This window comes from Galactobacter caseinivorans, from assembly GCF_003640665.1.
Lineage (GTDB): Bacteria > Actinomycetota > Actinomycetes > Actinomycetales > Micrococcaceae > Galactobacter > Galactobacter caseinivorans.
Map to the genome: position 1 here is coordinate 191641 of NZ_QQXL01000006.1, position 23485 is coordinate 215125.

The 23485-nt window shown below is 67.7% G+C and carries 16 protein-coding genes; 5 read left to right on the plus strand and 11 right to left on the minus strand.

Translation table 11 applies throughout. The features are described 5' to 3' along the window. Positions 1-37: 37 nt before the first annotated feature. Positions 38-709, plus strand: coding sequence for an HAD-IA family hydrolase (locus DWQ67_RS10860; RefSeq protein WP_121485625.1), 672 nt, complete (start codon positions 38-40; stop codon positions 707-709). Positions 710-874: 165 nt separating this feature from the next. On the opposite strand, the gene DWQ67_RS10865 is transcribed toward DWQ67_RS10860, so the two are convergent. The 3 genes from DWQ67_RS10865 to gabT are packed head-to-tail and all read right to left on the minus strand — an operon-like array spanning position 875 to position 5024. After that, positions 875-2248 (minus strand): NAD-dependent succinate-semialdehyde dehydrogenase, encoded by a 1374-nt coding sequence (locus tag DWQ67_RS10865; protein WP_121485626.1) that lies wholly within the window; start codon positions 2246-2248, stop codon positions 875-877. Further along, the gene (locus DWQ67_RS10870; RefSeq protein ID WP_121485627.1) at positions 2245-3654 is read right to left on the minus strand and encodes a flavin monoamine oxidase family protein; all 1410 of its coding nucleotides are present in this window, start codon (positions 3652-3654) and stop codon (positions 2245-2247) included. Before DWQ67_RS10870 ends, DWQ67_RS10865 begins: the two co-directional genes overlap by 4 nt. A 23-nt stretch (positions 3655-3677) precedes the next feature. Further along, positions 3678-5024: a 4-aminobutyrate--2-oxoglutarate transaminase gene (gene gabT, locus DWQ67_RS10875; RefSeq protein WP_121485628.1), complete on the minus strand. Its 1347-nt coding sequence runs from the start codon at positions 5022-5024 to the stop codon at positions 3678-3680. Positions 5025-5145: 121 nt separating this feature from the next. On the opposite strand from gabT, the gene DWQ67_RS10880 reads away from it, so the two are divergent. Beyond that, on the plus strand, positions 5146-6858 hold the full coding sequence (locus DWQ67_RS10880; protein ID WP_158595436.1) for a PucR family transcriptional regulator: 1713 nt from the start codon (positions 5146-5148) through the stop codon (positions 6856-6858). An 87-nt stretch (positions 6859-6945) separates the two neighbouring features. On the opposite strand, the gene DWQ67_RS10885 is transcribed toward DWQ67_RS10880, so the two are convergent. From DWQ67_RS10885 to DWQ67_RS10900, 4 genes are all read right to left on the minus strand, one after another. Continuing rightward, entirely contained in the window at positions 6946-7719 is a 774-nt protein-coding gene (locus DWQ67_RS10885; protein WP_121485630.1) for an isocitrate lyase/PEP mutase family protein, read from the minus strand. A 162-nt stretch (positions 7720-7881) separates the two neighbouring features. After that, positions 7882-9510 carry a M4 family metallopeptidase gene (locus DWQ67_RS10890; RefSeq protein ID WP_158595437.1) on the minus strand — a complete coding sequence of 543 codons (1629 nt, stop codon included), beginning with the start codon at positions 9508-9510 and terminating at the stop codon, positions 7882-7884. Positions 9511-9856: 346 nt separating this feature from the next. Further along, a complete protein-coding gene (locus tag DWQ67_RS10895; RefSeq protein WP_121485632.1) occupies positions 9857-11236 on the minus strand; it encodes an MFS transporter in 1380 nt (459 codons plus the stop codon). 119 nt (positions 11237-11355) lie between these two features. Continuing rightward, on the minus strand, positions 11356-12366 hold the full coding sequence (locus tag DWQ67_RS10900; protein ID WP_121485633.1) for a hypothetical protein: 1011 nt from the start codon (positions 12364-12366) through the stop codon (positions 11356-11358). A 149-nt stretch (positions 12367-12515) separates the two neighbouring features. On the opposite strand from DWQ67_RS10900, the gene DWQ67_RS10905 reads away from it, so the two are divergent. Further along, on the plus strand, positions 12516-13301 hold the full coding sequence (locus DWQ67_RS10905; protein ID WP_199712688.1) for a VOC family protein: 786 nt from the start codon (positions 12516-12518) through the stop codon (positions 13299-13301). Between the two features lie 106 nt (positions 13302-13407). On the opposite strand, the gene DWQ67_RS10910 is transcribed toward DWQ67_RS10905, so the two are convergent. From DWQ67_RS10910 to DWQ67_RS10920, 3 genes are all read right to left on the minus strand, one after another. Next, the gene (locus DWQ67_RS10910) at positions 13408-14130 is read right to left on the minus strand and encodes a DUF4870 domain-containing protein (RefSeq protein ID WP_121485634.1); all 723 of its coding nucleotides are present in this window, start codon (positions 14128-14130) and stop codon (positions 13408-13410) included. A 232-nt stretch (positions 14131-14362) separates the two neighbouring features. Further along, positions 14363-14536 carry a CsbD family protein gene (locus DWQ67_RS10915; RefSeq protein ID WP_121485635.1) on the minus strand — a complete coding sequence of 58 codons (174 nt, stop codon included), beginning with the start codon at positions 14534-14536 and terminating at the stop codon, positions 14363-14365. A gap of 206 nt (positions 14537-14742) precedes the next feature. Beyond that, a complete protein-coding gene (locus DWQ67_RS10920) occupies positions 14743-16230 on the minus strand; it encodes a helix-turn-helix domain-containing protein (protein WP_121485636.1) in 1488 nt (495 codons plus the stop codon). 197 nt (positions 16231-16427) lie between these two features. On the opposite strand from DWQ67_RS10920, the gene aceA reads away from it, so the two are divergent. Continuing rightward, complete coding sequence (gene aceA, locus DWQ67_RS10925) at positions 16428-17735, plus strand: isocitrate lyase (RefSeq protein ID WP_121485637.1); 1308 nt, start codon at positions 16428-16430, stop codon at positions 17733-17735. A gap of 248 nt (positions 17736-17983) precedes the next feature. Further along, the gene (gene aceB / locus DWQ67_RS10930) at positions 17984-19624 is read left to right on the plus strand and encodes a malate synthase A (RefSeq protein WP_121485638.1); all 1641 of its coding nucleotides are present in this window, start codon (positions 17984-17986) and stop codon (positions 19622-19624) included. A 136-nt stretch (positions 19625-19760) separates the two neighbouring features. Here the strand turns inward: aceB and DWQ67_RS10935 are convergent, their stop codons facing one another. After that, positions 19761-23474 carry a hypothetical protein gene (locus DWQ67_RS10935; protein ID WP_121485639.1) on the minus strand — a complete coding sequence of 1238 codons (3714 nt, stop codon included), beginning with the start codon at positions 23472-23474 and terminating at the stop codon, positions 19761-19763. Positions 23475-23485 lie beyond the last annotated feature (11 nt).

Below are 23485 nucleotides of genomic sequence, written 5' to 3' on the forward strand. Positions count from 1 at the left end.
GGACGGCCGCGGGACGGGCATCGGTAGGCTGGTCCGCATGAGCACACGCACCCTCTTCGACGGCCTGGACGCCATCCTCTTTGACCTGGACGGAACCCTCATCGATTCCACGCCGGTCACCACCAACGCCTGGGCGCGCTGGGGCCGCGAGCTGGGGATTGGGCGCACCGATTACCACGACCACGGGGTGCCGGCCCGGCAGGTCATCCAGGGCGTGATCGACACCCAGGATCTGGCCCCGGAGCGCTTCCAGGAGGCGCTAGACCTGATCAACCACCTGGAGGAGACGGACACCGACGGCGTGGTGCGCCTGCCCGGCGTTGCGCAGGTCCTGGCCTCCCTCCCGCAGGAGCGCTGGACCATCGTGACCAGCTGCACCAACGCGCTCGCGGCCGTGCGCCTGGGCGCCGTGGGCTGGGATGCCCCCAACAACATCGTCACCGCGGACATGGTCAGCCAGGGCAAGCCGGCCCCGGAGGGCTACCTGCTGGGCGCCCAGCGCCTTGGCGCGGACCCGGCGCGCTGCCTGGTGGTGGAGGATGCACCGGCCGGCTTGGCCGCGGCGCGTGCCGCCGGCATGCGCTCACTTGGCCTGACGGGCACCTTCACCGCTGACCTGCTCGACGCCGATGTGGTCCTGGACGGCCTCCAGGGTGTGCGGGCGGCGCGGGGCGCAGACGGCACGCTCACGTTACTGCTCGAGGACTGACGCCCGCGCGCGGTCCGGCGCGACCGGCGTCGGGCGCTCAGTTTTCTGCACACATCTCTGCACACAAAGGGGGCCGGACGGTCGCCATGTATGGCTACCGTCCGGCCCCCTCGCAGATTGCCCTTGCGGGCAAACGTCAGCGAGCAGCAATCACCGAAGCGGCGATCACCACTTGTCGGCGCGGATGAGCTTGGCGTTGACGAACTCGTTCGCGGCCATGATGCCCAGCTCGCGGCCGGTGCCGGAGCGCTTGATGCCGCCGAAGGGCAGCTCAGGCGAATCGGCATCTACCAGGTTGATGTAGACCATGCCGGCCTCAATCTGGTCGGCAACGCGCTCCGCCTGCTCCTTGTCCTTGGTCCACAGGTAGGAGCCAAGGCCAAAGGGAATGGCATTGCCCACGGCCAGCGCCTCCGCCTCATCTGCCACCTTGTAGACCTGCGCCACGGGGCCAAAGAGCTCCTCCGTGTAGGCATCATTCTCCGGGGTCACGTCGGTGAGGATCGTGGCATCAAAGAAGTTGCCGTTGCGCCCGCCACCCACGGCGACCTTGGCACCCTGGGACACTGCGCGCCCCACCTGCTCCTCCAGGCGGTCAGTGGCCGCGGTGGAGGAGAGCGGGCCAAGGAAGGTCTCGCCGAGCGTGGGATCCTGCGCCTTGATGTCGGCAAAGGCCTGGGTCAGCTTGTCCAGGAAGTCCTGGTACAGGTCCTCTTGCACAATGAAGCGCTTGGCGGCGTTGCAGGCCTGGCCATTGTTGCCCAGGCGGGCGGACACGGCGGCCTCCACGACAGCGTCAAGATCGTCAGTGGAGAAGAGGTAGAACGGATCGGAGCCGCCCAGCTCCAGGACAACCTTCTTCAGGTTGCGACCGGCCACCTCTGCCACAGCCGCACCGGCACGCTCGGAGCCGGTCAGGGAGACGCCGGAAACGCGCGTGTCCGCGATGACCTCAGCCGACTGCTCGTTAGTCAGGCGCACATCCTGGTACACGCCCACCGGGAAGCCGGCGTCCAGGTGAATCTGCTCAATCGCGGCCGCGGACTCGGGGCACTGCGGGGCGTGCTTGAGCAGGATCGTGTTGCCGTTGATCAGGTTGGGACCGGCAAAGCGGGAGACCTGGTAGTACGGGAAGTTCCAGGGCATGATGCCAAGCAGCACGCCAAGGGAGGAGTGGCGCATGAACGCGGTGCCCTCTCCCAGGAGGTCCTCGATGGGACGATCAGCGGTGATCTTGTCCGCGTTATCCGCGTAGAACTCGTAGATGTCGGCGGAGAAATCCACCTCACCAAGGGCCTGCTCCAGCGGCTTGCCCATCTCGCGGACAATGATGTTGGCCAGCTCTTCGCGACGCTCGCGGTGCAGCTGCGCCACACGCTTCACCAGCGCGGCACGCTCTGCCACGGTGCTGGAACGGGACCAACCATCGTGTGCCGCCTTGGCGGCTGCCACGGCGTTCTCCACCTGTGCGGCGTCGAACGTGGGGTAGGTGGCCACGGTCTCGCCCGTGGCGGGGTTGACGACTGCGTAATCGCTCATGATTCCCTTCCGTCGGTGGCCCCCAGGAGCACCCTGGAATCCGCCGTTGAACTTGGCTTGTTTGCTAAGAACTGTTGTGCAAGGAACTGCTCGCCGCGCAGGAGCGCGGACACTTGGTGGGCTGCCCGGGATCCGGACCGCACTGCCCCCTCGAGGTGACCGTGGCCGGGACCGGCCAGATCAGCACCCGCGAGGGAAAAATGTGACGGGGCCAACACATCGACCCCACCGTACCCAGCAGACCACACGGCCTCCAGGTATCCAAGCGGTTCGGCCGCCCGCGAACCCACATAGCTCGCCAGGGAGGCCAGTGCGGCCCGGCGGCGCTGCGCCGCCGGCAGCGCCAACAGCCGCCGCGCGGCGTCTCCAGAGGCAAAGCCCACCAGCGCGCCGCGCCCGTCCGTCTCGGTAAAGGACACGTCCTGCAGCTCCGCCAGCGCCTGATCCGGGCTCATCCCCTGGCCGGAGAGCCCCTCCTGGCGCCAGAACGCGGTGGGGTAGCTGGCGCGGATCGCGAGCGCCTGTTCCTCCCCCTGCCCGACGCCGCGTGGCTGGGCCAGCAGCGCGGCTCGCGCCGCCCCGGGGGTTGCCAGCACCGCAGCGCGTGCGTGCATCACGAGGTCACCGGCCAGGACCACAACGCCATTGTTGTGGTCCTGGATTCCGATGACCTCGTGGTCTGTGATGATCGTTGCTCCCAGGGCGGCCAGCTCCGCCACCAGCGCCCGCACCAGCGCGGGAACCCCTCCCTGAATGCGTCGCTGCGCCCGATAGCTGCGATCCAACAGGTTAGAGAAGGAGCCAGCGCCGGCGCCTAGGCGCAGGGCCTTGGCCAGCGGGAGCCGCTCCCCGGATCCACCCGCACGCGGGCCAGCGATCAGCAGCGTCAGCGCGTGCCGCGCGGCGGCGTCGTCGCTCTGGGTCTCCAGCCAGGCGCCCAGCGTGATGGTACTCAGTTCGACGGAGCCCTGTTCGACGGAGCCCTGTTCGATGGGGCCCTGTTCGGTGGGGCCCTGCGTGGCGGTGGCCAGCAGGGCGTCCAGGCGCGCGATCAGCGTGAGCAGCTGCGCCTCCGTGGATGGGTCCACGGGGAACAGATCCCCGGTGAAGCGCACCGGGTGGCCGGTGTGATCCACATAGACGTCATCCCCCGCGGGCTCCGGGCGCACCGTGTGCAGCCCCAGCTGACGCGTCAGGGCGCGCACCTGGGTGTGATCGGCGGCAAGCCAATCACCACCCAGGTGCAACGCGCGCCCCTCCGGGGTGAGCGGGCAGGCCAGCCCACCCACGACCGGGCGCGCCTCAAGGACTGCCACACGGTGGCCGCCACGCGCCACTTCGCGCGCGGCAACCAGCCCGGCCAGGCCGGCGCCGATCACCACCGCGTCATGGCTCGTGGCTGGCATGGGAGTCCTTGTGGGCGCCGGCCTCAGAGGGCGCGGACGGCCTTTGCGACGATGTCCAGGCCCTCGTTGAGCAGCTCGTCGCTGATGGAGAGCGGCGGCAGGAAACGGATCACGTTGCCGTAGGTGCCGCACGTCAGCGTGATGACGCCCTGCTCAATGGCAGAGGCGGCGGCTGCCTTGGCGATGGCCGCATCCGGCTCGCCGGTCTCCGGGTCAACGAACTCCACGGCGGCCATGGCGCCCAGGCCACGGACCTCGCCCACGCGGGGGTCCTCGTCGGCGAGGGCCTCCATGCGCTCGGCGATGATCTGCCCAATCTCCTGGGCGCGCGCTGCGAGGTTCTCTTCCTCGTATGACTCAATCGTGGCCAGCGCCGCGGCGCAGGCCACCGGGTTGCCACCGTAGGTGCCGCCCAGGCCGCCGCCGTGCGGGGCATCCATGATTTCCGTGCGGCCGGTGACCGCGGACAGCGGCATACCGCCGGCAACGCCCTTGGCGGTGGTGATCATGTCCGGCTCAATGCCGAGCTGCTCGGAGGCGAACATGGTGCCGGTGCGGGCAAAGCCGGTCTGCACCTCATCTGCAATGAAGACGATGCCGTTCTCGCGGCACCAATCCACGATGGTCTCCAGGAAGCCCTCCGCGGGGACAATGAAGCCGCCTTCGCCCTGGACGGGCTCGATGATGACGGCCGCGATCTGGTCGCCACCAATCTGCTTGTCCATCTGCGAGATGGCGCGCTTGGCGGCCTCCTGGCCGGACAGGCCGTCACGGAACGGGTAGGACCCGGCCACGCGGTAGATGTCAGAGGCAAACGGGCCAAAACCGGTCTTGTACGGCGCGGCCTTGGCGGTCAGCGCCATGGTCAGGTTGGTGCGGCCGTGGTAGGCGTGATCAAAGGCGACCACGGCGGTGCGCTTGGTGTAGGTGCGGGCGATCTTGATGGCGTTCTCTACGGCCTCTGCACCGGAGTTGAACAGCGCAGTGCGCTTGTCAAAACTGCCCGGGGTGAGCTCGTTGAGCTTCTCCGCGACCTCCACGTAGCCCTCATACGGGGACACCATGAAGCAGGTGTGCGTGAACGCTGCGGCCTGGGCAGCGACGGCCGCGGCGACGCGGGGGTTGGCGTTGCCGACCGTGGTCACGGCGATGCCGGAGCCAAGGTCGATGAGGGAGTTGCCGTCAGCGTCCACGACCACGCCGCCGCCGGCTGCCACCACGGCGACCGGGACGGAGTAGGTGACGCCAGCGGCCACGGCGCCGGTCTTGCGATCCAGGATCGCCTTGGACTTGGGGCCGGGCAGAGCCGTCTTCAGTTCGCGCTTCTGGGGCAGGGAGGGGCCGCCGGTCATGGCGTCAGTGGTGGTCATAGTCTCCAGAGTAGGGTGATCCACCCCACCTCCGCACTGTCCGGGCAGTACAAGTTGGGAGGGTTGTTTGTACGGACCGTACAGTGGCCTCATGGTGGATTCACCCATACCCTTGCCGACCGTGCGTACCCTCCTGGCTCAGGCCGAGCTGGGGCTGAGGCTCGTGGGCGCCCCTCCCGTGGAGGCGCTGGATCGCGGGGCCCCTTGGGTTCACAGCTCAGACCTGCTCAACCCCGCCCCCTTCCTGGTGCAGGGAGTGGTGTTGCTGACCACCGGCACCCAGTTTGAGCGCCCGGGAATGGCACCCGGCCCCGTGGCGGAGGCCTACGTGTCCCGCCTAGTTGACGCGGGCGTCGTCGCCCTGGGTTTTGGCACCGAGGTGATCCGCGACGGCGTGCCGGACGCGCTGATTACCGCCTGCCAGGCGCACGGGATGCCGCTCTTTGAGGTGCCCTTCCAGACCCCGTTCATCGCGGTGGCCCGCGCCAACGCCGAGGCAGTCACCCACCTCGCCTTCGCGCGGCGCTCCTGGGCCCTTGGGGCGCAGCGGGCCATCTCACGGGCGGCGCTGCAGGCCGGCGGCATTGGCCCCACGGTGCAAGAGTTTTCGCGGCAGCTGCAGGCCTGGGTGGGGTTGTTCGACGCCGCCGGGTCACTCACACACCAGTCCCTGCCGCGCGGCACCCGGCCTGCGGACGTGGAGGCGGTGGAGGACCGTGCGCGGCAGTTGCTGGCCAGGCGCTCCCGCGCCACCAGCGTGATGCGCCTGGACGGGCAGGCCTTTACCCTCCAGACCGTGGGCCGCGGAGACGCCCTGCGCGGCGTGCTCGCCGTGGCCGGGGACGGCCTTGACCACGAGGCACAGGCGGTCATGAACTCGGTGGTGGCGATGGTGGGCCTGGCCTCGGAACAGGACGCCGCCCTCATTTCCTCCCGACTGGCCCTGCACGGCGGCGTGCTTGCGCTGCTGGCCGCCGGACATCTGGGGTTGGCGCGTTCGGTGGCCGGGGCGGGCTTGCCCCACGACGCTGCGGCCCTGCCCGACGACGCCGCGGCCGGGTCCGCGCCAGGCGGTGCGCTTCCGGACCCGCCCATCGTCGTGGCAGCAGGAGCCGAGCTGGAGGCGAGCCCCGAGGCGGTGGCCGCCTGGATTGCCTCCCTCCCGGAGCGCACCTCCCGCGGCTTATTCCTGGCCCGGCAGGACCGGGGCCAGGGCGTGGACGTGGGCCAGAGCCAGGGGCTGGACGTGGGCCAGAGCCGGGGGCTGGGCCAGCGCGAGGGCCCGAGCCAGGGCGTGGGCCAGAGCCAGCGCGTGGGCCAGGGCCAGAGCCAGCGCGTGGGCCAGAACCAGGGCGTGGTACTGATAGCCCAGGCCGATCAGGCCGAGGCAGGGCTCGCGGAACTGCGCCGCCGCTTTGCCGGGCGCTGGGGGGTCTCCTCCCCCGTGGGCTACGACGCCTTCCCTGAGGCCTCCGCCCAGGCAGCGGCCGCCCTGGACCGCGGCGCAGGGGAACTCACGCACTTCGCCGAACTCCTCGGCCTTGACCTGATGGGCTCCGTGACGGACCCGCACGCGCGCACCGCCGCCCGCGCCATGCTGCAGCCGCTGCGAGAACACGACGCACGCCACGGCACCTCGCTGCTCCCCACCCTGGCCGCGTGGCTACGCCTGGACGGGAATCACGAGGCCACCGCCCGTGAGCTTGGCGTGCACCGCCACACCATTCGGGCCAGGCTGCGCACGGCAGAGCACGTGGGCGGCTACCGCCTGGACGGCTTTGCCGCCCGCGCCGAGCTCTGGGCTGCGCTGCGCCTGGCCCAGCCGCCGAGTTAGCGGCAGAGTTAGCGGCCGAGCCGCGGCGCAAACCACTGGCCGAGCCGCGGCGCAAACCACTGGCCGAGCCGCCGCGCTGGCCGCTGCTTAGCCGCGCCAGGCGTGCAGCATCTGCGCCGCCGGCTCCTTGAGCCGCGCCTGCCACTTGGGGCCAAAGGTGACGCGGCGCACGCCAAGCTCGCGTAGCTGAGCCAGACCGCCGGCCGGGTGGCCATCGATCGGGTCTGCCGTGACGTTGAGTGGCACCGACACGGCGTCGACCGCCTTCTTGACCGAAGCGGCGTCGGGCAGGCCCACCGGGTAGACGCTCAAGGCGCCCGCCTCTGCCATGGCCTGGATGCGCTCCAGCGCCTCTGCCAGCGGATCCTCAAACAGTTCCGTGCCGTGGACCAGCGCATCCGTGCGGCCGTTCAGGACAAAGGGAACGCCGGCGCCCTTGGCGGCCTCCACCGCAGTGGCGATGTAGTCAAAGAGCTCCTGGCGCCCGCGGACCCGCCCCTCCTCCTGATGCAGGGTGTCCTCGATGTTCACGCCCACCGCCCCCGTTTCCAGGACCAGCCGGATCAACTCCTGCGGGGGCAGTCCATACCCGGACTCCACATCCACGGAGACGGGGACATCCACCGCGGCGGCAATCCGGCTGACCTGCTCCAGATACTCGTCAAAGGGCTGGGCCTCGCCGTCTGGCAGGCCAAAGGCCTCTGCCACGGGGTGGGAGCCCACCGTGAGGGCCGGGAACCCGGCCTCCACCGCGATGCGGGCGCTGAACGCGTCCCAGACCGTGGGCAGGACGATGATCTCGCCACTCGAGTGCAGGTCAACCAGTCGCTGACCTCGTTGCTGAACGGTCTCAGAATTCATGATGTGCTCCAAACGTCGCGAGGGGGTGCGGTGCGAGGGATGACCTTCAGACTCTCACGCCTGCGCGCCGCGAACCAGGGTTTATCCCTACGGCGGCGGCCCCGGAACCCGACCGCACGTCGGGTTCCGGGGCCGCCCCAGGGGGGTGTGCCAACAGCTGTGCTACGGGATCTTCACTGCCTTGATGGCATTGGTGACCTGCGTGCAATCTGCCGTGGTGATGCCCGCAAGGGCGTTGCTGGCGTTGGTGGAGCAGGCCTGCGTGAGCGCCTTACCCATGGTGGAGTAGGTGGCGTTGGAGGTCAGCAGGGTCTGCGTGGTCCAGAAGATCTGCGAGGACTTGGCCACGCCGATCCCCTTCACGGTGACGGCGTTGTGGCTGCCGCCATCCACCAGCAGCGAAGCCAGCTTGTTGCCCACGCCGGAGTTGGAGTGGACTCCTCCGTAGTCATTGCTATCCGTGGGGTTCTTGGTGGTCGGGACCCAGTAGGTGCCCTTGTAGGTGTCCGGCTGCTGGTGGGTCTTGGGGGCCTTCATGTCGCGGATGACGCCAAGCGAGGAACCCTCGCCCATCTTCCAGCGGTTGGTGGCCGTGTCATCCGAGCTGCCGTTGCCCACATCCATGAGCTCGCCAAAGATGTCTGACATGGACTCGTTGATAGCCCCGGCCTCGTTCTCGTACACCAGGCCGTTGGTCTTGGAGGTCACGCCGTGGGTCAGCTCGTGGCCCGTAACGTCGTCCGTGGTGACACCCTCGCCGTAAACCATCGCGGACAGACCGTCATCCCAGAAGGCGTTGAGGTAGGGGCAATCCTCGCCGCTGATGCACTGGCGCACGCTGGCACGCATGGCCTTGCCCGCGCCGTCGTTGTAATTGGCGCCCACCATGGCGGTCAGGTCTCCGGCCTTGGTGTTCTTCTGGTAGAACGCATCCGTGTCAGCGAAGAAGTTATAGACGTTGTTGACGTCCGCGATGCTGGAGGCCGCGCCGCCCTCTACGCGGCTTGGCTTGTTCGCGGAGGTAGAGCCGCACTTGAAGTCTGCGGTGACGGTGGCCTTGGCCCGGTTCGCATCGCAGATCACGCGGTTAATTTCATGCTGGCTGGTGGTGGTGGCCAGCACCTTGGACGTGTCCAAGGCAGAGACGGTGACGACCCAGCCCTTGCTCGGCGTGCTCACGGCGACGCGGTAGGCCGGCTCTGCGACGGTGCCCTGCGTGGCGGTGCCGGCCACGGCGGGAGCAAACCACACCGTGTCCTTGACCGTGGTGGTGGCCTTGGCGCCGGCCTTCACGCTCTTGGTGGCGGCGGCCTTGGCGTCCTTGGCGTGGCGATCCAGCGCCAGCTTGCCCGGGAAGGTTCCCTTGGTGCCGGTCGCGACGTTGCCCATGGTCTCTAGCAGCTTGCCGCTGCCGTCCAGGGAGGTGGCGACGGAGGAACCCTGCACCACGTGGCCGTCAATGACCTGCTGGAAGCGGTTCAGGCTGCCCTGCCCCAGCTTGTCCCCGCGGACCTTGCTGAAGTTGGACTTGGGCGAGGCCTTGAAGGTCACGGCCAGTTCCTTGCTCACCGCATCCGCGCTGAGCGAGGGCTTGTCCTTGCCGGTGGTGAGGCTCTGAACGGCGCCGTTGGTCGAGAGGCTGAGCTTCTGCCCCGATCCGCTGTCGATGCTGTGCGACGACGGCTGGACGGGCGCCGCAATGGCGGTGGTGCTCAGGCTCATGAGCGCCAACGCGCCGGTGGCGCAGGCGGCCAGGGCAACGCGTGTGCGCCGGGTGCTTGGAGTCATCATGCCGATCTCCTGTGATCGAAGAACTGTCGGGGGGTGCTGACGAGTTCGGGGGAAAACTACTGACAAGTACAGAACCTTGCCCCGTTTCACAGATGGAGTCAAGAGGTGTTTCGCGATTGGTCTAGTTTGATATGAGCTGATGTCAATACTTCTCCGGATGGAGACGAACTGGGCGGCCAGGCGCGACGGCGCGGGGGGCGGGCGCGCGACGGCGCGGCGCGGTTCGGGTAGCGCGGCCAGACACCGCAACGGGGCGCCACCGCCAGGTGACGCCCCGTTGCCCCTGCTCCACCCGGCCACACTCGGCCGGGCGCGAACTGGTTCCCGTGCTACTTCCGTTCCTTTGCTACCCCTGGCTGTCTTGCCCCTTCCGGGCGCCGGACTTCTCAAAGATCGTGGCACCCTTGGCCTGCTCGGCCTCATTCTTGATGGAGAGATTGATGCCCTGGCGATCGCGAATCACCGAGACGGCGAGGAAGCCGACCACCACCACCACAAACAGATACACGGAAATGCCGGTCGTGGACTTGGTCTGATCAAGGATGGCCTGGGCAATCAGCGGCGCGAAGGCGCCACCCAAGATGGCACCCAGCGCATAGGAGATGGAGACCCCAGAGAAGCGCACCGAGGCGGGGAACATCTCCGAGTACAGGGCGGCCTGCGGTCCGTAGGTCAGGCCCAGCCCAATGGAGAACAGGAAGAGCGCCAGGTACAGCATTCCCACTCCCCCGCTGCTCATGATCGGGAAGATCAAGAAGACGGCAATCGCGCTGCAGACAAAGCCAATCTGGTACGTCCGAACACGGCCTATCTTGTCCGCGAGCCACCCGGAGAGCAGCGTGAAAATGAACCAGAAGGCGGAGCCGACGGCCACGGCCACCAGCACATCCGTCTGATCCAACTTCAGGTCCTTGGTGGCGTACTTGGTGATGAAGCCACCTGTGGTCATGTAGCCCGGGGCGTTGTTGCCAGCAAAGACCAGCGCGCCAAGCAGCACCAGGTACCAGTACCTCTTGAGCAGTTGAACGATCGGCAGCTTGGTCTGTTGCTTGGTCTCCGCGATCTCCTGGAACACCGGGGACTCATCCACCGAGCGGCGCACCCAGTAGCCCACGCCTACCAGGACGATGGAGAGCAGGAACGGCACGCGCCAGCCCCATTCGGCAAAGGCCGCTCCGGGTGAGATGACACCAGACATGAGCGCCATGACGCCAGAGGCCAGCAGCATGCCGAGGGGAACGCCGAGCTGGGGGAAGGAACCGGCCAGGCCGCGGCGCTTGGGGTCTGCGTGCTCCACGGCCATGAGGACCGCACCTCCCCACTCGCCGCCAGCGGAGATGCCCTGCAGCACGCGCAACAGTAGGAGCAGGATGGGCGCCGCGACACCTATCTGGGCGTAGGTGGGCAGCAGGCCGATCAGCGCGGTCGCGATCCCCATCATCAACAGCGTGGCGACCAACATGGCGCGGCGGCCGATCTTGTCGCCATAATGGCCGGCCAGGAAGGCGCCGAGCGGGCGGAAGAGGAAGGACAGCCCAATGGAGGCAAACGCCACCAGCTGGCCCACACTCCCGCCCGCCGGGTCAAAGAACTGCTTGGTGAAGACCAACGCAACGGCATTGGCGTAGATGAAAAAGTCATACCACTCGACGGTGGTTCCGATGATGGTGGCCGCAGCAACGCGGCGCCGGTTCACGGTATGACTGATCTGGGCGTGAGACGACACTGTACAAACCCCTCAAATGGACCGAATGAGTTCAGGGAGACGTGAGCCACGTCATATCCAAGATCGTATATGAAGAGAGATATGTTGTCACCCAGAAAAGGGATTTCCCGAGGGGCGGGCTACTTCACCTTCCAGAAAGCCGCAGCCTGAGTCGGGTCAATTTGGTTGCTCACGCGCACGGCCGCCGCGTCCACCTTCTCCGCGGAGCTGTGGGAAGCCGGGACGTCAAAGCACACGTCAAAGGTTGCCTCCTTGCCCTGCTCCAGCGCCCCCACATCCAGCACCGGACGCTTCAGGGTGGCCACACACTGCGTGGAATCCACCACCGTGCCGTCCGCAAAAATCAGGTCCATCCCCAGCGTGGTCGCGGGATCCACGGGCGCCTCGGCGTTGTTCAGCACCGACACGGTCGCCGTGACGTAGCGCCCCTCCGGCGCCGGGGCCTCCGGATCGCTGGCCCTCACCGCCGCGCTGGCATCGCGCTCCACCGCGTCCAGGCTGACACGCACGCCGGCCACAAATTGCGCCGATCCCAGGGCGAGTGCGTTCTTCACCTGCTCCGGCAGCTGCGCAGCGGCCGCCGATTCGTCATAATCCTCGCCCTGATCCGTGATGGATTGCTCCCGCTGGGAGCGCTCCGTGACGTCCTGAATGAAGACCGCATTCACCACCAGCGGCGCACCGATCCCCAGCACACACACCAACGCGGAGAGCATGCCCCAGCGCTTGCGCGAGCCCTCCAGCGCGGCCATCACCCAGGCTGCCCCCGCCAGCACCAGGCCCACCACCGCGGCCCAAATCCAGTTGATGTTGACGTCAAGATTGAAGGCAAAGACCAGCGAAAGGGCGCCAAGGAACGCACCAAGAATCGCCGTGATGAGGACGCGGCGCGGCGTGCGAGGACGCGTCTCCTGAGCGGATCCGGACGGCGTCTGTGTCCCCTTGGATTTCCGAGTGCCCGACGCCGCTCGGCCGGCGGCTTCACCGCCGCCCACCCTCCCAGGTTCCCCCGCGGCGTCGCCCCCCAAGAGCGCATCAAGGCCACCCTCCTGCGGGGCCTCCGCGCGCGCGTCGGAAGCCTGGGGCTCGTGCTGCTCCGGCTTGCGATCCTGGGGGCGGGGCCTGCTCATGCGTCTCCTCGGTCTGGTCCAACTCAGGGCACCCCACGCTAGCCCGATTCGCTGTGGGATGCCTGCTTGGCACCCTTGTCGGCGATCTCGCGGGGGGCTACGTTGCAAAGGAGTGGCGCGCAGGCGCCGCCCCAACCCAGGAGGCCACCATGACGCGTGCCATTTTCCAAGCGGGAGCACCCTGCTGGATTGATCTGATGACGGCAGATGTGCACCAGGCACAGGAGTTCTACGGAACGCTGCTGGGCTGGGAGTTCCAGGGCGGCGATGAGGAGAAGTACGGCGGGTACCTCATGGCGCACAAGAACGGCCTGCCGGTGGCCGGGATGATGCAGAAGCAGCCGGACATGGCGGACATGCCGGATGTATGGACCACCTACCTTGGCTCCACCTCCGCGGACGCCAGCTCCGCCGGCGCCTTGGCCGCAGGCGGCAGTGTCTTTTTCCCTCCCATGGACGTCCCCGATCAAGGGATCATGGGCCTGGTGGGAGACACGACTGGCGCCGCCATCGGCATCTGGCAGCCCCAGCCCATGTCCGGATTTGAGCTCACCTACGAGCCCGGCGCGCCCTATTGGTTTGAGCTCTTCACTCGCGATTTTGCGGGCGCCCAGGCCTTTTATCGCGAGGCCTTTGACTGGGACATCACCGTGGTTTCCGACAGCGACGAGTTCCGCTACGCCACCCTAGGCAAGGACGCGGACTCCCGCGCCGGCATCATGGACGCCTCCGCCTTCCTGCCCCAGGGCGTGCCGGATCACTGGCGGGTGTACCTGGGCGTGGAGGACGCCGTCGCCGCCGCCAAGCAGGTGGTGGCCCTCGGTGGCGCCATCCTGTCCGGCCCGGAGGACACGCCCTACGGCACCGTGGTGAGCATCGCGGACCCGACGGGCGCCATGGTGTTGCTGGCCTCCGGATACCCGGGCAACGGCTGAGTTTTTCACTGCACGACGGCGAAGGCCCCGGATCGCTTGATCCGGGGCCTTCGCGCTGTGGTGCGGTGCTGCGGTAATGCTCAGTTCAAGCAGTTCAAAGAACCGCTTACTTGATCCACTCCGGGGTCATGGGGAACTTGGCCTGCTGGCCGGCGCGGAGCTTCCCGGGCACCTGGATGGCGTTGATGATGGAGATCACGAACCACCCGATGGTCACCACCGGGTAGAGGATGAAACCGATGAAGATAAACATGGAGAGCGAGGAAACCGTCACGGCGATCAATGCCACAAGCTGCCACGAAAGATTGTCCGCGTTGGCCTTGCGCACGGCGCCGGTGGTCTTGTCCTTGTCCACGATCCAGAAGATCAACGCCGGGATGACACTAAAGAAGGCGGAAAGCCACAGGTTCAGCTGCAGATTGCCAAAGCCGTTGTCCGGGCTGGCACCCAGGGGGGCACCGTACGGCTGGCCCGGCTGCTGGTAACCCTGCTGCTGGTAGGCCGACTGCTGCGGCTGGCCATACTGCTGGGCCTGGCCATACTGCTGCGGCTGGCCATACTGCTGGGCCTGGCCATACTGCTGCGGCTGACCGTAGGGCTGCTGCGGCGCCTGGCCGTAAGGCTGGGCCGGCTGCTCCGGCTGAGCATAGGGCTGCTGCGGCGCCTGGCCGTAAGGCTGGGCCGGCTGCTCCGGCTGACCGTAAGGCTGCTGCGGCGCCTGGCCGTAGGGCTCCGAGGAGTCAGTGGACGGCGGCGTGGCCGTGTAGGGGTCCTGCGGCGCGCCGTTATTGTCCGGCTGCTGTGCGGGCTCGTACGGGTTCTGCGACATGAGAGGTCCCCTTCAGGATCGGATGTTCTGTTTACATCGTAGGCGCTCGACGCCGTGGACGCCTGAGTACCGCCGTCACAACGGCGGTCTCCCCCACGATGGGCCGCGCACCAACGGCGCCGTCGGCACCGTCAACGAAGCACAGCCACAAACAAAAGGAACCCCGACCCAGGGAAAACCTCCCTGGACCGGGGTCCTTGTGGTGCGGACGCAACGTCCGCGAGCGCGAGGCTCAGCCCTTGAAGGCGTCCTTCACGTTCTCTGCTGCGTCCTTGACGGAGCCCTTGGCCTGCTGGCCCTTGCCCTCGGCCTCAAGATCCGCATTGTTGGTGGCGCCGCCGACGGTCTCCTTGACCTGGCCGACGACCTTGTCCTTGGCGTTCTCCAGCTTGTCTCCCAAACCCATGGGGTACTCCTTCCGATCGCGCTCCGGGCTGTCTACCGCGGGCCGTGAGGCTCCGCGATGACGTTCCCGGCTTCTGCCTCCACTTTGTCACTGCACTGTCCAAATAGCCAGCCACCCGCCTGCCTTCGCAGGCATTCACACCCGGCGCTCACGGTGTTCGCACACGATTCCCAGGCGGCGGGCTGGCAGGACGGCAGGGGCCAGAGCTACCCCCGCAGCGAGTGCCGCTCCAGGAACTGGTACACCTCCGTCTGATCCACGCCGGGGAAGGCACCCTGCGGCATGGCCGCGAGCAGGTGTGTGTTGGCGCGCGCGGCCGGGAAGGCGACCTTGCCCCACGCGGCCTCCAGCCCCTCCGGTGCACTGCGGCAGCAGGCCGGGTCCGGGCAGGTGGAGGCGGAGCGGTGCGGGGTGCCGCGCCCACGGAACCATCGGACATGCTCGAAGGGCACTCCAATGGAAAGCGAATACTCCCCCGATGAATGCCGCTCGGTAATCGCGGTACACCAAAAGGTGCCGGCCACCGTGTCTGTGAATTGCTCAAACGCGCGGAACTTGTCCGGAACCTCAAAGACCTCACGGCTGGTCCAATGCCTACACACGGTCTGCCCCTCAATGGCGCCCGTGTGATCCGCGGGGAAGTTCACGTTGTCGTTCTCATAGCCCTTGTGCAAAATCCCAGATTCATGCACCTTCTGGAAGTGGCACGTGATGTCCAGGTGGCGCGTGGCGAGGTTGGTGAAGCGGTGCGCAGCGGACTCATAGGAGACCGCGAAGGCGTCTCGCAGGTCCTCGATCGCCAGCTCGCGGCGCTTCTTTGCCTCAGCCAGAAAGGCCACGGTGGCCTTCTGCGGCATCAGCAAAGCGCCGGCAAAGTAATTGGTATTCACGCGTTGGCGCAAAAAGTCCGCGTAGTCCTCCGGCTCCCCATAGCCCAGCTGGTGCCGCGCCAGGGCCTGCAGCAGCACCGAGCGCGGATCATGCTCCGACCGGGTGGAGCGCTCCAGGTAGATCACCTTGTTCTTCTCATCCGTGACGGAGCGCGTGGAGTGGGGCAGGTCAGAGACAAAACGGATGGAAAAGCCCAGATGCTCCGCCAGATCGGCGGCCAGGTGATGAGACAGCGGCCCGTTGTGATGCCCCACGGCGCGCAGCAGCTCCTGCGCCCCGGCCTCCAAGTCGGGGTAGTAGTTGGCGCACTCGCGCATTTGCACGCGCAGATCCGTGTTGGCGCGGCGGGCCTCCTCCGGGGTCGCTAAGGACTCATCCAAGCGCCGAGCCAACTCCCCCTGGAGCCCCAGCAGCGCCTCAATGACCTCCGTGGGCAGGCGCGGGCCCACCTTGACGGCCGGCAGATTCAGGGAGCTATACAGCGGACCGCGCTGGGCACGTTCAAGCTCCAGCTCCAGCGCGGCCCGCCGATCCACGGGCTGGGCGCTGAGTAGATCCTCCAGTGAGGTGGAGAGCGCGGCGGCAATCTTCATGAGTTGCGTGATGCGCGGCTCGCGCTTGCCGTTCTCTAACAAGGAGAGCTGGCTCGGCACCGTGCCCACGGCCTCGCCCAACTGATCAAGCGTGAGGCCCTTCTCCTTGCGCAGCGTGCGGATCCGCCGCCCGACCGCGACGGTGTCCAGAGCGTCGTCGGGCAATTCAGGCGGAGTGAGGGACTCTGGGCGTGCCGCGGAAGTTTTCATCACTCCGGACGCTACGGAGGGCGGAGGGGGCTTTCAAGGGGTGGAAGCGATATTTCTTGCCCAAATGCAAAGAACTGCGATTCTTTGTTGGCAAATGTGGGGTCAGACCCCTTGTTCAGGCCGAAAGATGGAGTCATCAGCAGAACTTCACCGCTGGCCACGGCCACCGGAATCACGACACCACGAGGAGCCCAACGATGAGCACCGAACAGAACCTCAGCCCCGAGCAGCGCGCAGAGTCACTGACCCTCGAGTGGGAGGCCAACTCCCGCTGGGATGGCATCACCCGCGATTACACGGCGCAAGAGGTCGTGAACCTGCAGGGTTCCGTCGTGGAGGAGCACACCCTGGCCCGCCGCGGGTCCGAGCGCCTCTGGAAGCAGCTCACCGAGGAGGCCCCCGAGGGCCGCTACACCAACGCCCTTGGCGCCCTCACCGGCAACCAGGCCGTGCAGCAGGTCAAGGCCGGCCTGCGCGCCATCTACCTCTCCGGCTGGCAGGTTGCCGGTGACGCGAACCTTTCCGGTCAGACCTACCCGGACCAGTCGCTCTACCCCGCGGACTCCGTCCCCAAGGTGGTTCGCCGCATCAACAACGCCCTGAAGCGCGCGGATCAGATCGAGACCAGCGAGGGCAACAAGACCGTTGATGACTGGTTCGCCCCGATTGTGGCGGACGCGGAGGCAGGCTTCGGCGGCCCGCTCAACGCTTTTGAACTCATGAAGAACATGATTGACTCCGGCGCGGCCGGCGTGCACTGGGAGGACCAGCTGGCCTCAGAGAAGAAGTGTGGCCACCTGGGCGGCAAGGTGCTGATCCCCACCCAGCAGCACATCCGCACGCTGAACGCGGCCCGCCTGGCCGCGGACGTGGAGAACGTCCCCAGCATCATCATTGCCCGCACCGACGCCGAGGCAGCCACCCTCATCACCTCAGATGTGGACGAGCGCGATCAGCCGTTCATCACCGGCGAGCGCACGGCAGAGGGCTTCTACAAGGTCAAGAACGGCCTGGCCCCCTCCATTGCCCGCGCCAAGGCCTACGCGCCCTACTCCGACCTCATCTGGATGGAGACCGGCACCCCGAACCTGGAGCTGGCCCGCGAGTTTGCCGAGAGCGTCAAGGCGGACTTCCCGGATCAGATGCTGGCCTACAACTGCTCCCCCAGCTTCAACTGGAAGCAGCACCTGGACGACGCCACGATCGCCAAGTTCCAGCGCGAGCTCGGGGCCATGGGCTACACCTTCCAGTTCATCACGCTGGCCGGCTTCCACGCCCTGAACCACTCCATGTTTGACCTGGCCCGCGGCTACGCCGAGTCCGGCATGAGCGCCTACGTGCGGCTGCAGGAACGCGAGTTTGGCGACGAGGTCAACGGCTACACCGCCACCAAGCACCAGCGCGAGGTCGGCACCGGCTACTTCGACAAGGTCTCCACGACCCTCAACCCGAACGGCTCCACCCTGGCGCTGGTCGGCTCCACCGAGGAAGGCCAGTTCCACTGAGCCTGACCTTGGGCCGGTCCCGCTGACCGGGCCCCACCCCAGGAACGTTCCCACCCGGGAACCGGCCTGGGGATGGAGGCACAGCGGGACCGGCGCGCAGGGCGCGCCGCCACCACACGGCTCTCCCTCACAGCACCACCCGCTTCACGCCCCGCCGCCGGGGTCCCCGACCCCGCGGCGTCGGGCACTACCGACTTCCATCCCCAGGCCGGCCCCACCGCACGGCCTCCCCGCTCCAGGAGCTCACCATGAACACCTCCACCACCCTCAACGGCGTCACCATCACCCCTCCCCGCATCCGCCGCCAGGAAGAAATCCTGACCCCGGAGGCCCTGGACTTCCTGCGCACCCTGCACCAGGAATTTGAACCGCGCCGCCGCGAACTGATGCAGCGCCGCCACCGCGTCCGCGCCAAGATCGCCAACGGCCAGGACCCCACCTTCCTGTCAGAAACCGCCCACATCCGCGAAGATTCCAGCTGGAGCGTGGCGCCAGTGGCGCCCGGGCTGGAGGACCGCCGCGTTGAAATCACCGGCCCCGTGGAGAAGAAGATGGCGATCAACGCCCTCAACTCCGGCGCCAAGGTGTGGCTCGCCGACATGGAAGATGCGCACACGCCCAGCTGGGCGAACGTCATCAACGGGCAGCTGAACCTGCGCGACATCCTGGACCGCACCATCGACTTCACCACGCCAGAAGGCAAGGAATACAAGCTGGGCGGCGAGACCCTCACGGACCTGCCGACCATCGTGGTGCGCCCCCGCGGCCTGCACCTGACCGAACGCCACCTGCTCGTGGACGGCGAGCCCATGGCCGGCGCGCTGGTGGACTTTGGCCTGCACTTCTTCCACAACGCCCGCCGTCTCATTGAGCTGGGACGCGGCCCCTACTTCTACCTCCCCAAGACGGAGAACCACCTGGAGGCGCGCCTCTGGGAGCAGATCTTCACGCGGTCAGAGGAGTACATCGGGCTGGAGCACGGCACACTGCGCGCCACCGTCCTGATCGAGACCATCACCGCCGCGTTTGAGATGGAAGAAATCCTCTACGAACTGCGCGACCACGCCGCTGGCCTGAACGCCGGCCGCTGGGACTACATCTTCTCCATCATCAAGAACTTCCGCTCACGCGGCCCCCGCTTCATCCTGCCCGACCGCTCCGCCGTCACCATGACCGCCCCGTTCATGCGCGCCTACACCGAGCAGCTGGTGCGCGCATGCCACCGCCGCGGTGCCCACGCCATTGGCGGCATGAGCGCCTTCATCCCCAGCCGCCGCGACCACGAGGTCAACGCACGGGCCCTGGATGCGGTGCGCGTGGACAAGACCCGCGAGGCCACCGATGGTTTTGACGGCTCCTGGGTTGCGCACCCGGACCTGGTGTCGGTTGCGTTGGAGGTGTTCGACGGCGCTCTGGGCGAGAACCCGGATCAGCGCTCCCACTCCCGCGAGGACGTGGTGCCGGACGGCGCCGCGCTGCTGCAGATCGCCGGCACCGAGGGACGCATCACCGAGCACGGCGTGCGCCTGAACATCGAGGTTGCCATCCGCTACCTGGAGTCCTGGCTGCGCGGCAACGGCGCCGTGGCCATCCACAACCTGATGGAGGACGCGGCGACCGCCGAGATCTCGCGCTCGCAGATCTGGCAGTGGCTGCACCACAAGGCCATCACCGACACCGGCGAGGTCATCTCGCAGGAGTGGGTGGAGCACCTGGTGGAGGAAGAGTTTGACCGCCTGGCCCGCTTCGACGGCGACCGCTACGTGGACGCCCGCGAGATCTTCGAGGCCTCCGCAATGCGCGATGACTTCCCCACCTTCATCACCCTGCCCGCCTACGACCGCTACCTCACCGACCAGGACCCGGCACGGACGCTGCTGCCGGCCTGACGTTGAGCGGCGCTGGTGTGAGTCGAGCGGCGCTGTGAAGAGCGCGAACGGCGCGTGGCCCCTTGGGGCTGCGCGCCGTTCGCGTGCGTGGAGGGCGGTTGGGCTGGCCGCGGCGGTACTCAAACCTGATCCGGCCCTAGGGGATAGACCGGGAACCACACAGGGCTTCCCGTAACGCCCGTGCCTTCGTGAGCGCCGCGGTTTTCCCGGGGCGATCCGCCAGCGCGTCAAGACCGGCCCACGGCACGGACACCAGGTCTCGCGCCACCGCGGCGCGTAACAGATCAGCCTGGGACAGCAGCGCGTCCAGCAACCGGTTCAGCCAGCTAGGCGGCTTGGGCGTGGAGGCCGCGTTCTCCAACAGCACCTCTGCCAGGGGCCACAAGCCGGAGATGGTCTCCGGATACTCCTCCAGGACCGCAATCCACCGCAGCGGCGTGACCTCCGGCGCCGGAAGCACGGTGCGCACCGCGGCGCGCATCATCTCCGGAGGAAACGCGCACTCCCCCACTGCCCGTGCCAACACTCCGGGTTGTCCCTTGCTCTGCCGCGTCCCCCCAACAAAACCCGCCAGGCCGCAGGCCAGCTGCGCCGGCCCGATGAGTCGATTCCCGCTGGGTTGCCACCCACCATGTTCGTGATGAGAAACCGGTTTGACCGACTCGAGCTGCCCAGAGAGCGCGTTCGGCACCAGCCAGCGCCGGTCCTCATACTGCTCATCCTGCGCAGACGAGTTCGGGATCGGGGCGTCCGCAGGGGTCGACAGCAGGGCCTCCCTGGTCCACCCGTCTGCGGCGTAGCCGCCAACCCTGCCCATCTCTGCCCACCAATCGCTGCCGGCCTCGTTCACCACCAACGCCCCCGCCTCTCCGGGCAACCCCACCAGCACCTCAACAGCCCCGGTGGGCTCGTCACGCCCGAGTCCGCGATGGCGCTTGTAGGCGGGGCGGACCCGCAGCACGGTCCCATCGTCCGGCACCACACGGTCCGCACTTCCCACTCTCCAGCGCGCGGAGAATTGCTGATCGTCAAGCACCGCGAGCGACGCCGTTGGCGCCAGCTGCGACTCAACTGGTGCCAGCTGCGACTCAACTGGTGCCAGCTGCGACTCAACGGGCACGTTCTTCGCCGCGTGATGGTCTCTTCCACCGTGCTCGCCGTCCACGGCCCGCACCGCTGCCCGCGCGGCCATCACCGCGGCCGACTTTCCGGGCCGCAAGGCCAGGGCGCGCAGCCCCGGGACCCGCAACACGTCGTCGGACACCTGCCCGCTGGCCACCGCGGCGCGCGCCGCCGGCGCCAGCCGCTCCAGTGCCTGCGCCACCTCCGTGCTGCCGGACAGCAACCGCAAACCCTCTACCGAGACCGTCAGCAAGTCATCAAGGAACGGCCACAACAGCGACGCCAGCCCCTCCTCAGACACCTGCAGGGCATAGGCGGCGAAGGCACCCAAAGACTCCGGCCGCTTCAACCAGCCGTAGTAGCGGACATCAGCCGCACCAGGTCGCAAGAGCCCCCGCTCCCAGGCCAAAAGCGTCGCTTCGGCCACCTCCTCCCGCCATTGAGCTGGGCCCACGACCGGCGCCGCGAGCAACGCGGCAATCACTGGCCCAGGTAGGGGCTCGGAGCGATGGGCCAGGGCCCTGGCCGGATGGATGGCCGGCCATTGCAGGGACCGCCCCAGATACATGGACCCCGTCTGAGTCCAGGCCGGAACCTGGTACAAATGCGTCGCGAGAGTGTCATTGAGCGTGCTTTCCGCGGGCCGGAACGCCTCAGGCAGCGGCTCAATCCCCCTGACCCAGCAGCCTGCCGGCCCCACATTCACGAGCCACCTTCGGTCGTGGATGATGCGCTGAGACGGCGCTCCGACGTCCACCGCCACGAGGGCAGGTTCCACGAGCGGCGTCCGCATGGCAGCCGCCGCGTGCGCTCCGGCGCCCCGTTCCAGGACCGTGCCTTCGTCGTCGCGTAGCTGCACGTCGCAGGCCTCGGCCCTGGCCACGAGCTCTGGGCTCACCGTGCGGGCATCAAGCCGCGTCAGGGCCAGCATCAGGTCCGCCAGCCGCGCCTGCTCACCCCGATCTCGCTTCATTTCCAGCCGGCCCACCAGCTCCTCCGCTTCAAGGGAGCCATCCCTCCAGCTGGGTGTGGACAAGGTGACGGGCGGTGACTCCAGCCCCGCCAGCACCGCGGGGCTCAGCTCCCTGTAAAGATATTCTTCGGGGTTCTCTTCCTCCCCAAACGCCTGGCCCCGCGCCCACATGCCCAACTGCTGAACCGCGATGGGGCCGCCCTCTGGCGGTTGCTGTGCCAGGGCAGCACGCGTGCGCTGCGGCTCCCGCGGGAGCCAGTACCGCACCGAATCGAAGAAAAACCCGGTGGCACCGAACTCGGTCGCAGCCAGCTCGATCCCCAGCTCGCTCAACTCCTCGGGGCTCTCTGCCTGGCCAGGCCAGCGGGGCATCTCCCACACCGGTGGGGTGGGCCGCCACCACCCGGTCACGTCCTCCAGCGGATCCGTGCGTTGCGTGCCGTCAACCCCAGCGCCCGACGGCGTGGGCGCACCCTGGGTGCCTCCCGCCCCCGGTGCGTCGGCGGCGGCACCTGCGCCCTCGGCGTCGGGCAGGGCACGTGCCCACGCCGCTCGCAAATTTTCAACCGCGCCGACCAGCGCCCGGTCCGGCGACCCCAGCAGCGGCACCAGCATGGCATCGATCTGGGCTGCCACGCCCTCACCGCTCTGGCCTGCACCGCCGGAGGTTGCCGCACGCCGAGCCAGCGCCTCCACCACTCGTTGTTGGACCCGGCGCGAGGTGGCCCCGAGATAAGCCTGCGCCAGCTCCGGCAGGTCTGCCTCCTGCGCTGCGGCAACCAGCACAGGGATCAGCGCGGACGTCTCTGCAGGTGAAAGGGTGGCCGTCACCAGCAGCGCCGGGACATAAGGACGCAGCTCCGCCGCCGTCACGGCCATGTCCTCCGTGGCGACCCTGCACCATTCCTTCCGATCCGCGGGCTGAATGGCGCCCTCCAACGCCTGAACCAGAAGATCCACCGCGCGCTGGCGGCTGATCCATCCGCGACCGGCCACCTGCGCAAAGACCTCTGCAAGCGGACCCTTGGGCCGGGTACCCAACAGCATCGCGGTGCTCAGAACATCATCGGCACTCTCACGAAGCATGTCCTCGCTGACGAGCAGCAGGTCCTGAGACCGGAGCCCTTCCCAGCGCTTGACGTCCTTGGGCAGCAGCGCCAGGTCCGCCTCCCACAGCCAGAGCTGCGTGTAATTGCGTGCCGAAATTGCCGGGGCCGGCCCGCCGTTTCCGTCCTCTGGACCGATCTGGGCCATCAACCGCACCGCAAGAAAGGCAAGCTCTTGATCCGGGCCAGTCCACGTGCCATGCAGGCGCGCGAGGGCGGCGACGATTCTCAGGGACTCCTCCCGAGAACCTCCCTTGAGGATCCTGAGGGCTGCCTCCAGCTGAGGCCGGTCCCACCACATCGCGAGCTCCGGGACATGAGACGCGCTCACCCCGATCCGCAGCGCCAGCAGGCTCAGGCGCCCGTAATCTTGTCCCGTCCGGAAGCTCCAATCGCCGGCGAGCGGCTGGTATTCGGCGTGAGCCAGCACCGGATCGTCGGGATGTGCCGGCTGCACGATGGACTCCCACCAATCGAGCGCCCCCACCCTGACCGCGGACAGCACCTTCTTCTGTTGCGCTGGGGTACCGAGCGGGAGCTGCTCCGCTTCCTCGGCGGAGGTCCCCGACCAGCCCAGCTCCTCCACGATCTGACGGGCGGCGTACAGCCGCTTCCTGACAGCCACGCTGACTTCGGGTACGTGCGACATGCGTGCGTCTC

Bases quoted from the DNA above. Each gene is read 5' to 3' on its own strand.
- DWQ67_RS10860 (WP_121485625.1), top strand. From the start codon at position 38: ATGAGCACACGCACCCTCTTCGACGGCCTGGACGCCATCCTCTTTGAC.
- DWQ67_RS10865 (WP_121485626.1), bottom strand. From the start codon at position 2,248: ATGAGCGATTACGCAGTCGTCAACCCCGCCACGGGCGAGACCGTGGCC.
- DWQ67_RS10870 (WP_121485627.1), bottom strand. From the start codon at position 3,654: ATGCCAGCCACGAGCCATGACGCGGTGGTGATCGGCGCCGGCCTGGCC.
- gabT (WP_121485628.1), bottom strand. From the start codon at position 5,024: ATGACCACCACTGACGCCATGACCGGCGGCCCCTCCCTGCCCCAGAAG.
- DWQ67_RS10885 (WP_121485630.1), bottom strand. From the start codon at position 7,719: ATGAATTCTGAGACCGTTCAGCAACGAGGTCAGCGACTGGTTGACCTG.
- DWQ67_RS10890 (WP_158595437.1), bottom strand. From the start codon at position 9,510: ATGATGACTCCAAGCACCCGGCGCACACGCGTTGCCCTGGCCGCCTGC.
- DWQ67_RS10900 (WP_121485633.1), bottom strand. From the start codon at position 12,366: ATGAGCAGGCCCCGCCCCCAGGATCGCAAGCCGGAGCAGCACGAGCCC.
- DWQ67_RS10905 (WP_199712688.1), top strand. From the start codon at position 12,516: ATGACGCGTGCCATTTTCCAAGCGGGAGCACCCTGCTGGATTGATCTG.
- DWQ67_RS10910 (WP_121485634.1), bottom strand. From the start codon at position 14,130: ATGTCGCAGAACCCGTACGAGCCCGCACAGCAGCCGGACAATAACGGC.
- DWQ67_RS10915 (WP_121485635.1), bottom strand. From the start codon at position 14,536: ATGGGTTTGGGAGACAAGCTGGAGAACGCCAAGGACAAGGTCGTCGGC.
- DWQ67_RS10920 (WP_121485636.1), bottom strand. From the start codon at position 16,230: ATGAAAACTTCCGCGGCACGCCCAGAGTCCCTCACTCCGCCTGAATTG.
- aceA (WP_121485637.1), top strand. From the start codon at position 16,428: ATGAGCACCGAACAGAACCTCAGCCCCGAGCAGCGCGCAGAGTCACTG.
- aceB (WP_121485638.1), top strand. From the start codon at position 17,984: ATGAACACCTCCACCACCCTCAACGGCGTCACCATCACCCCTCCCCGC.
- DWQ67_RS10935 (WP_121485639.1), bottom strand. From the start codon at position 23,474: ATGTCGCACGTACCCGAAGTCAGCGTGGCTGTCAGGAAGCGGCTGTAC.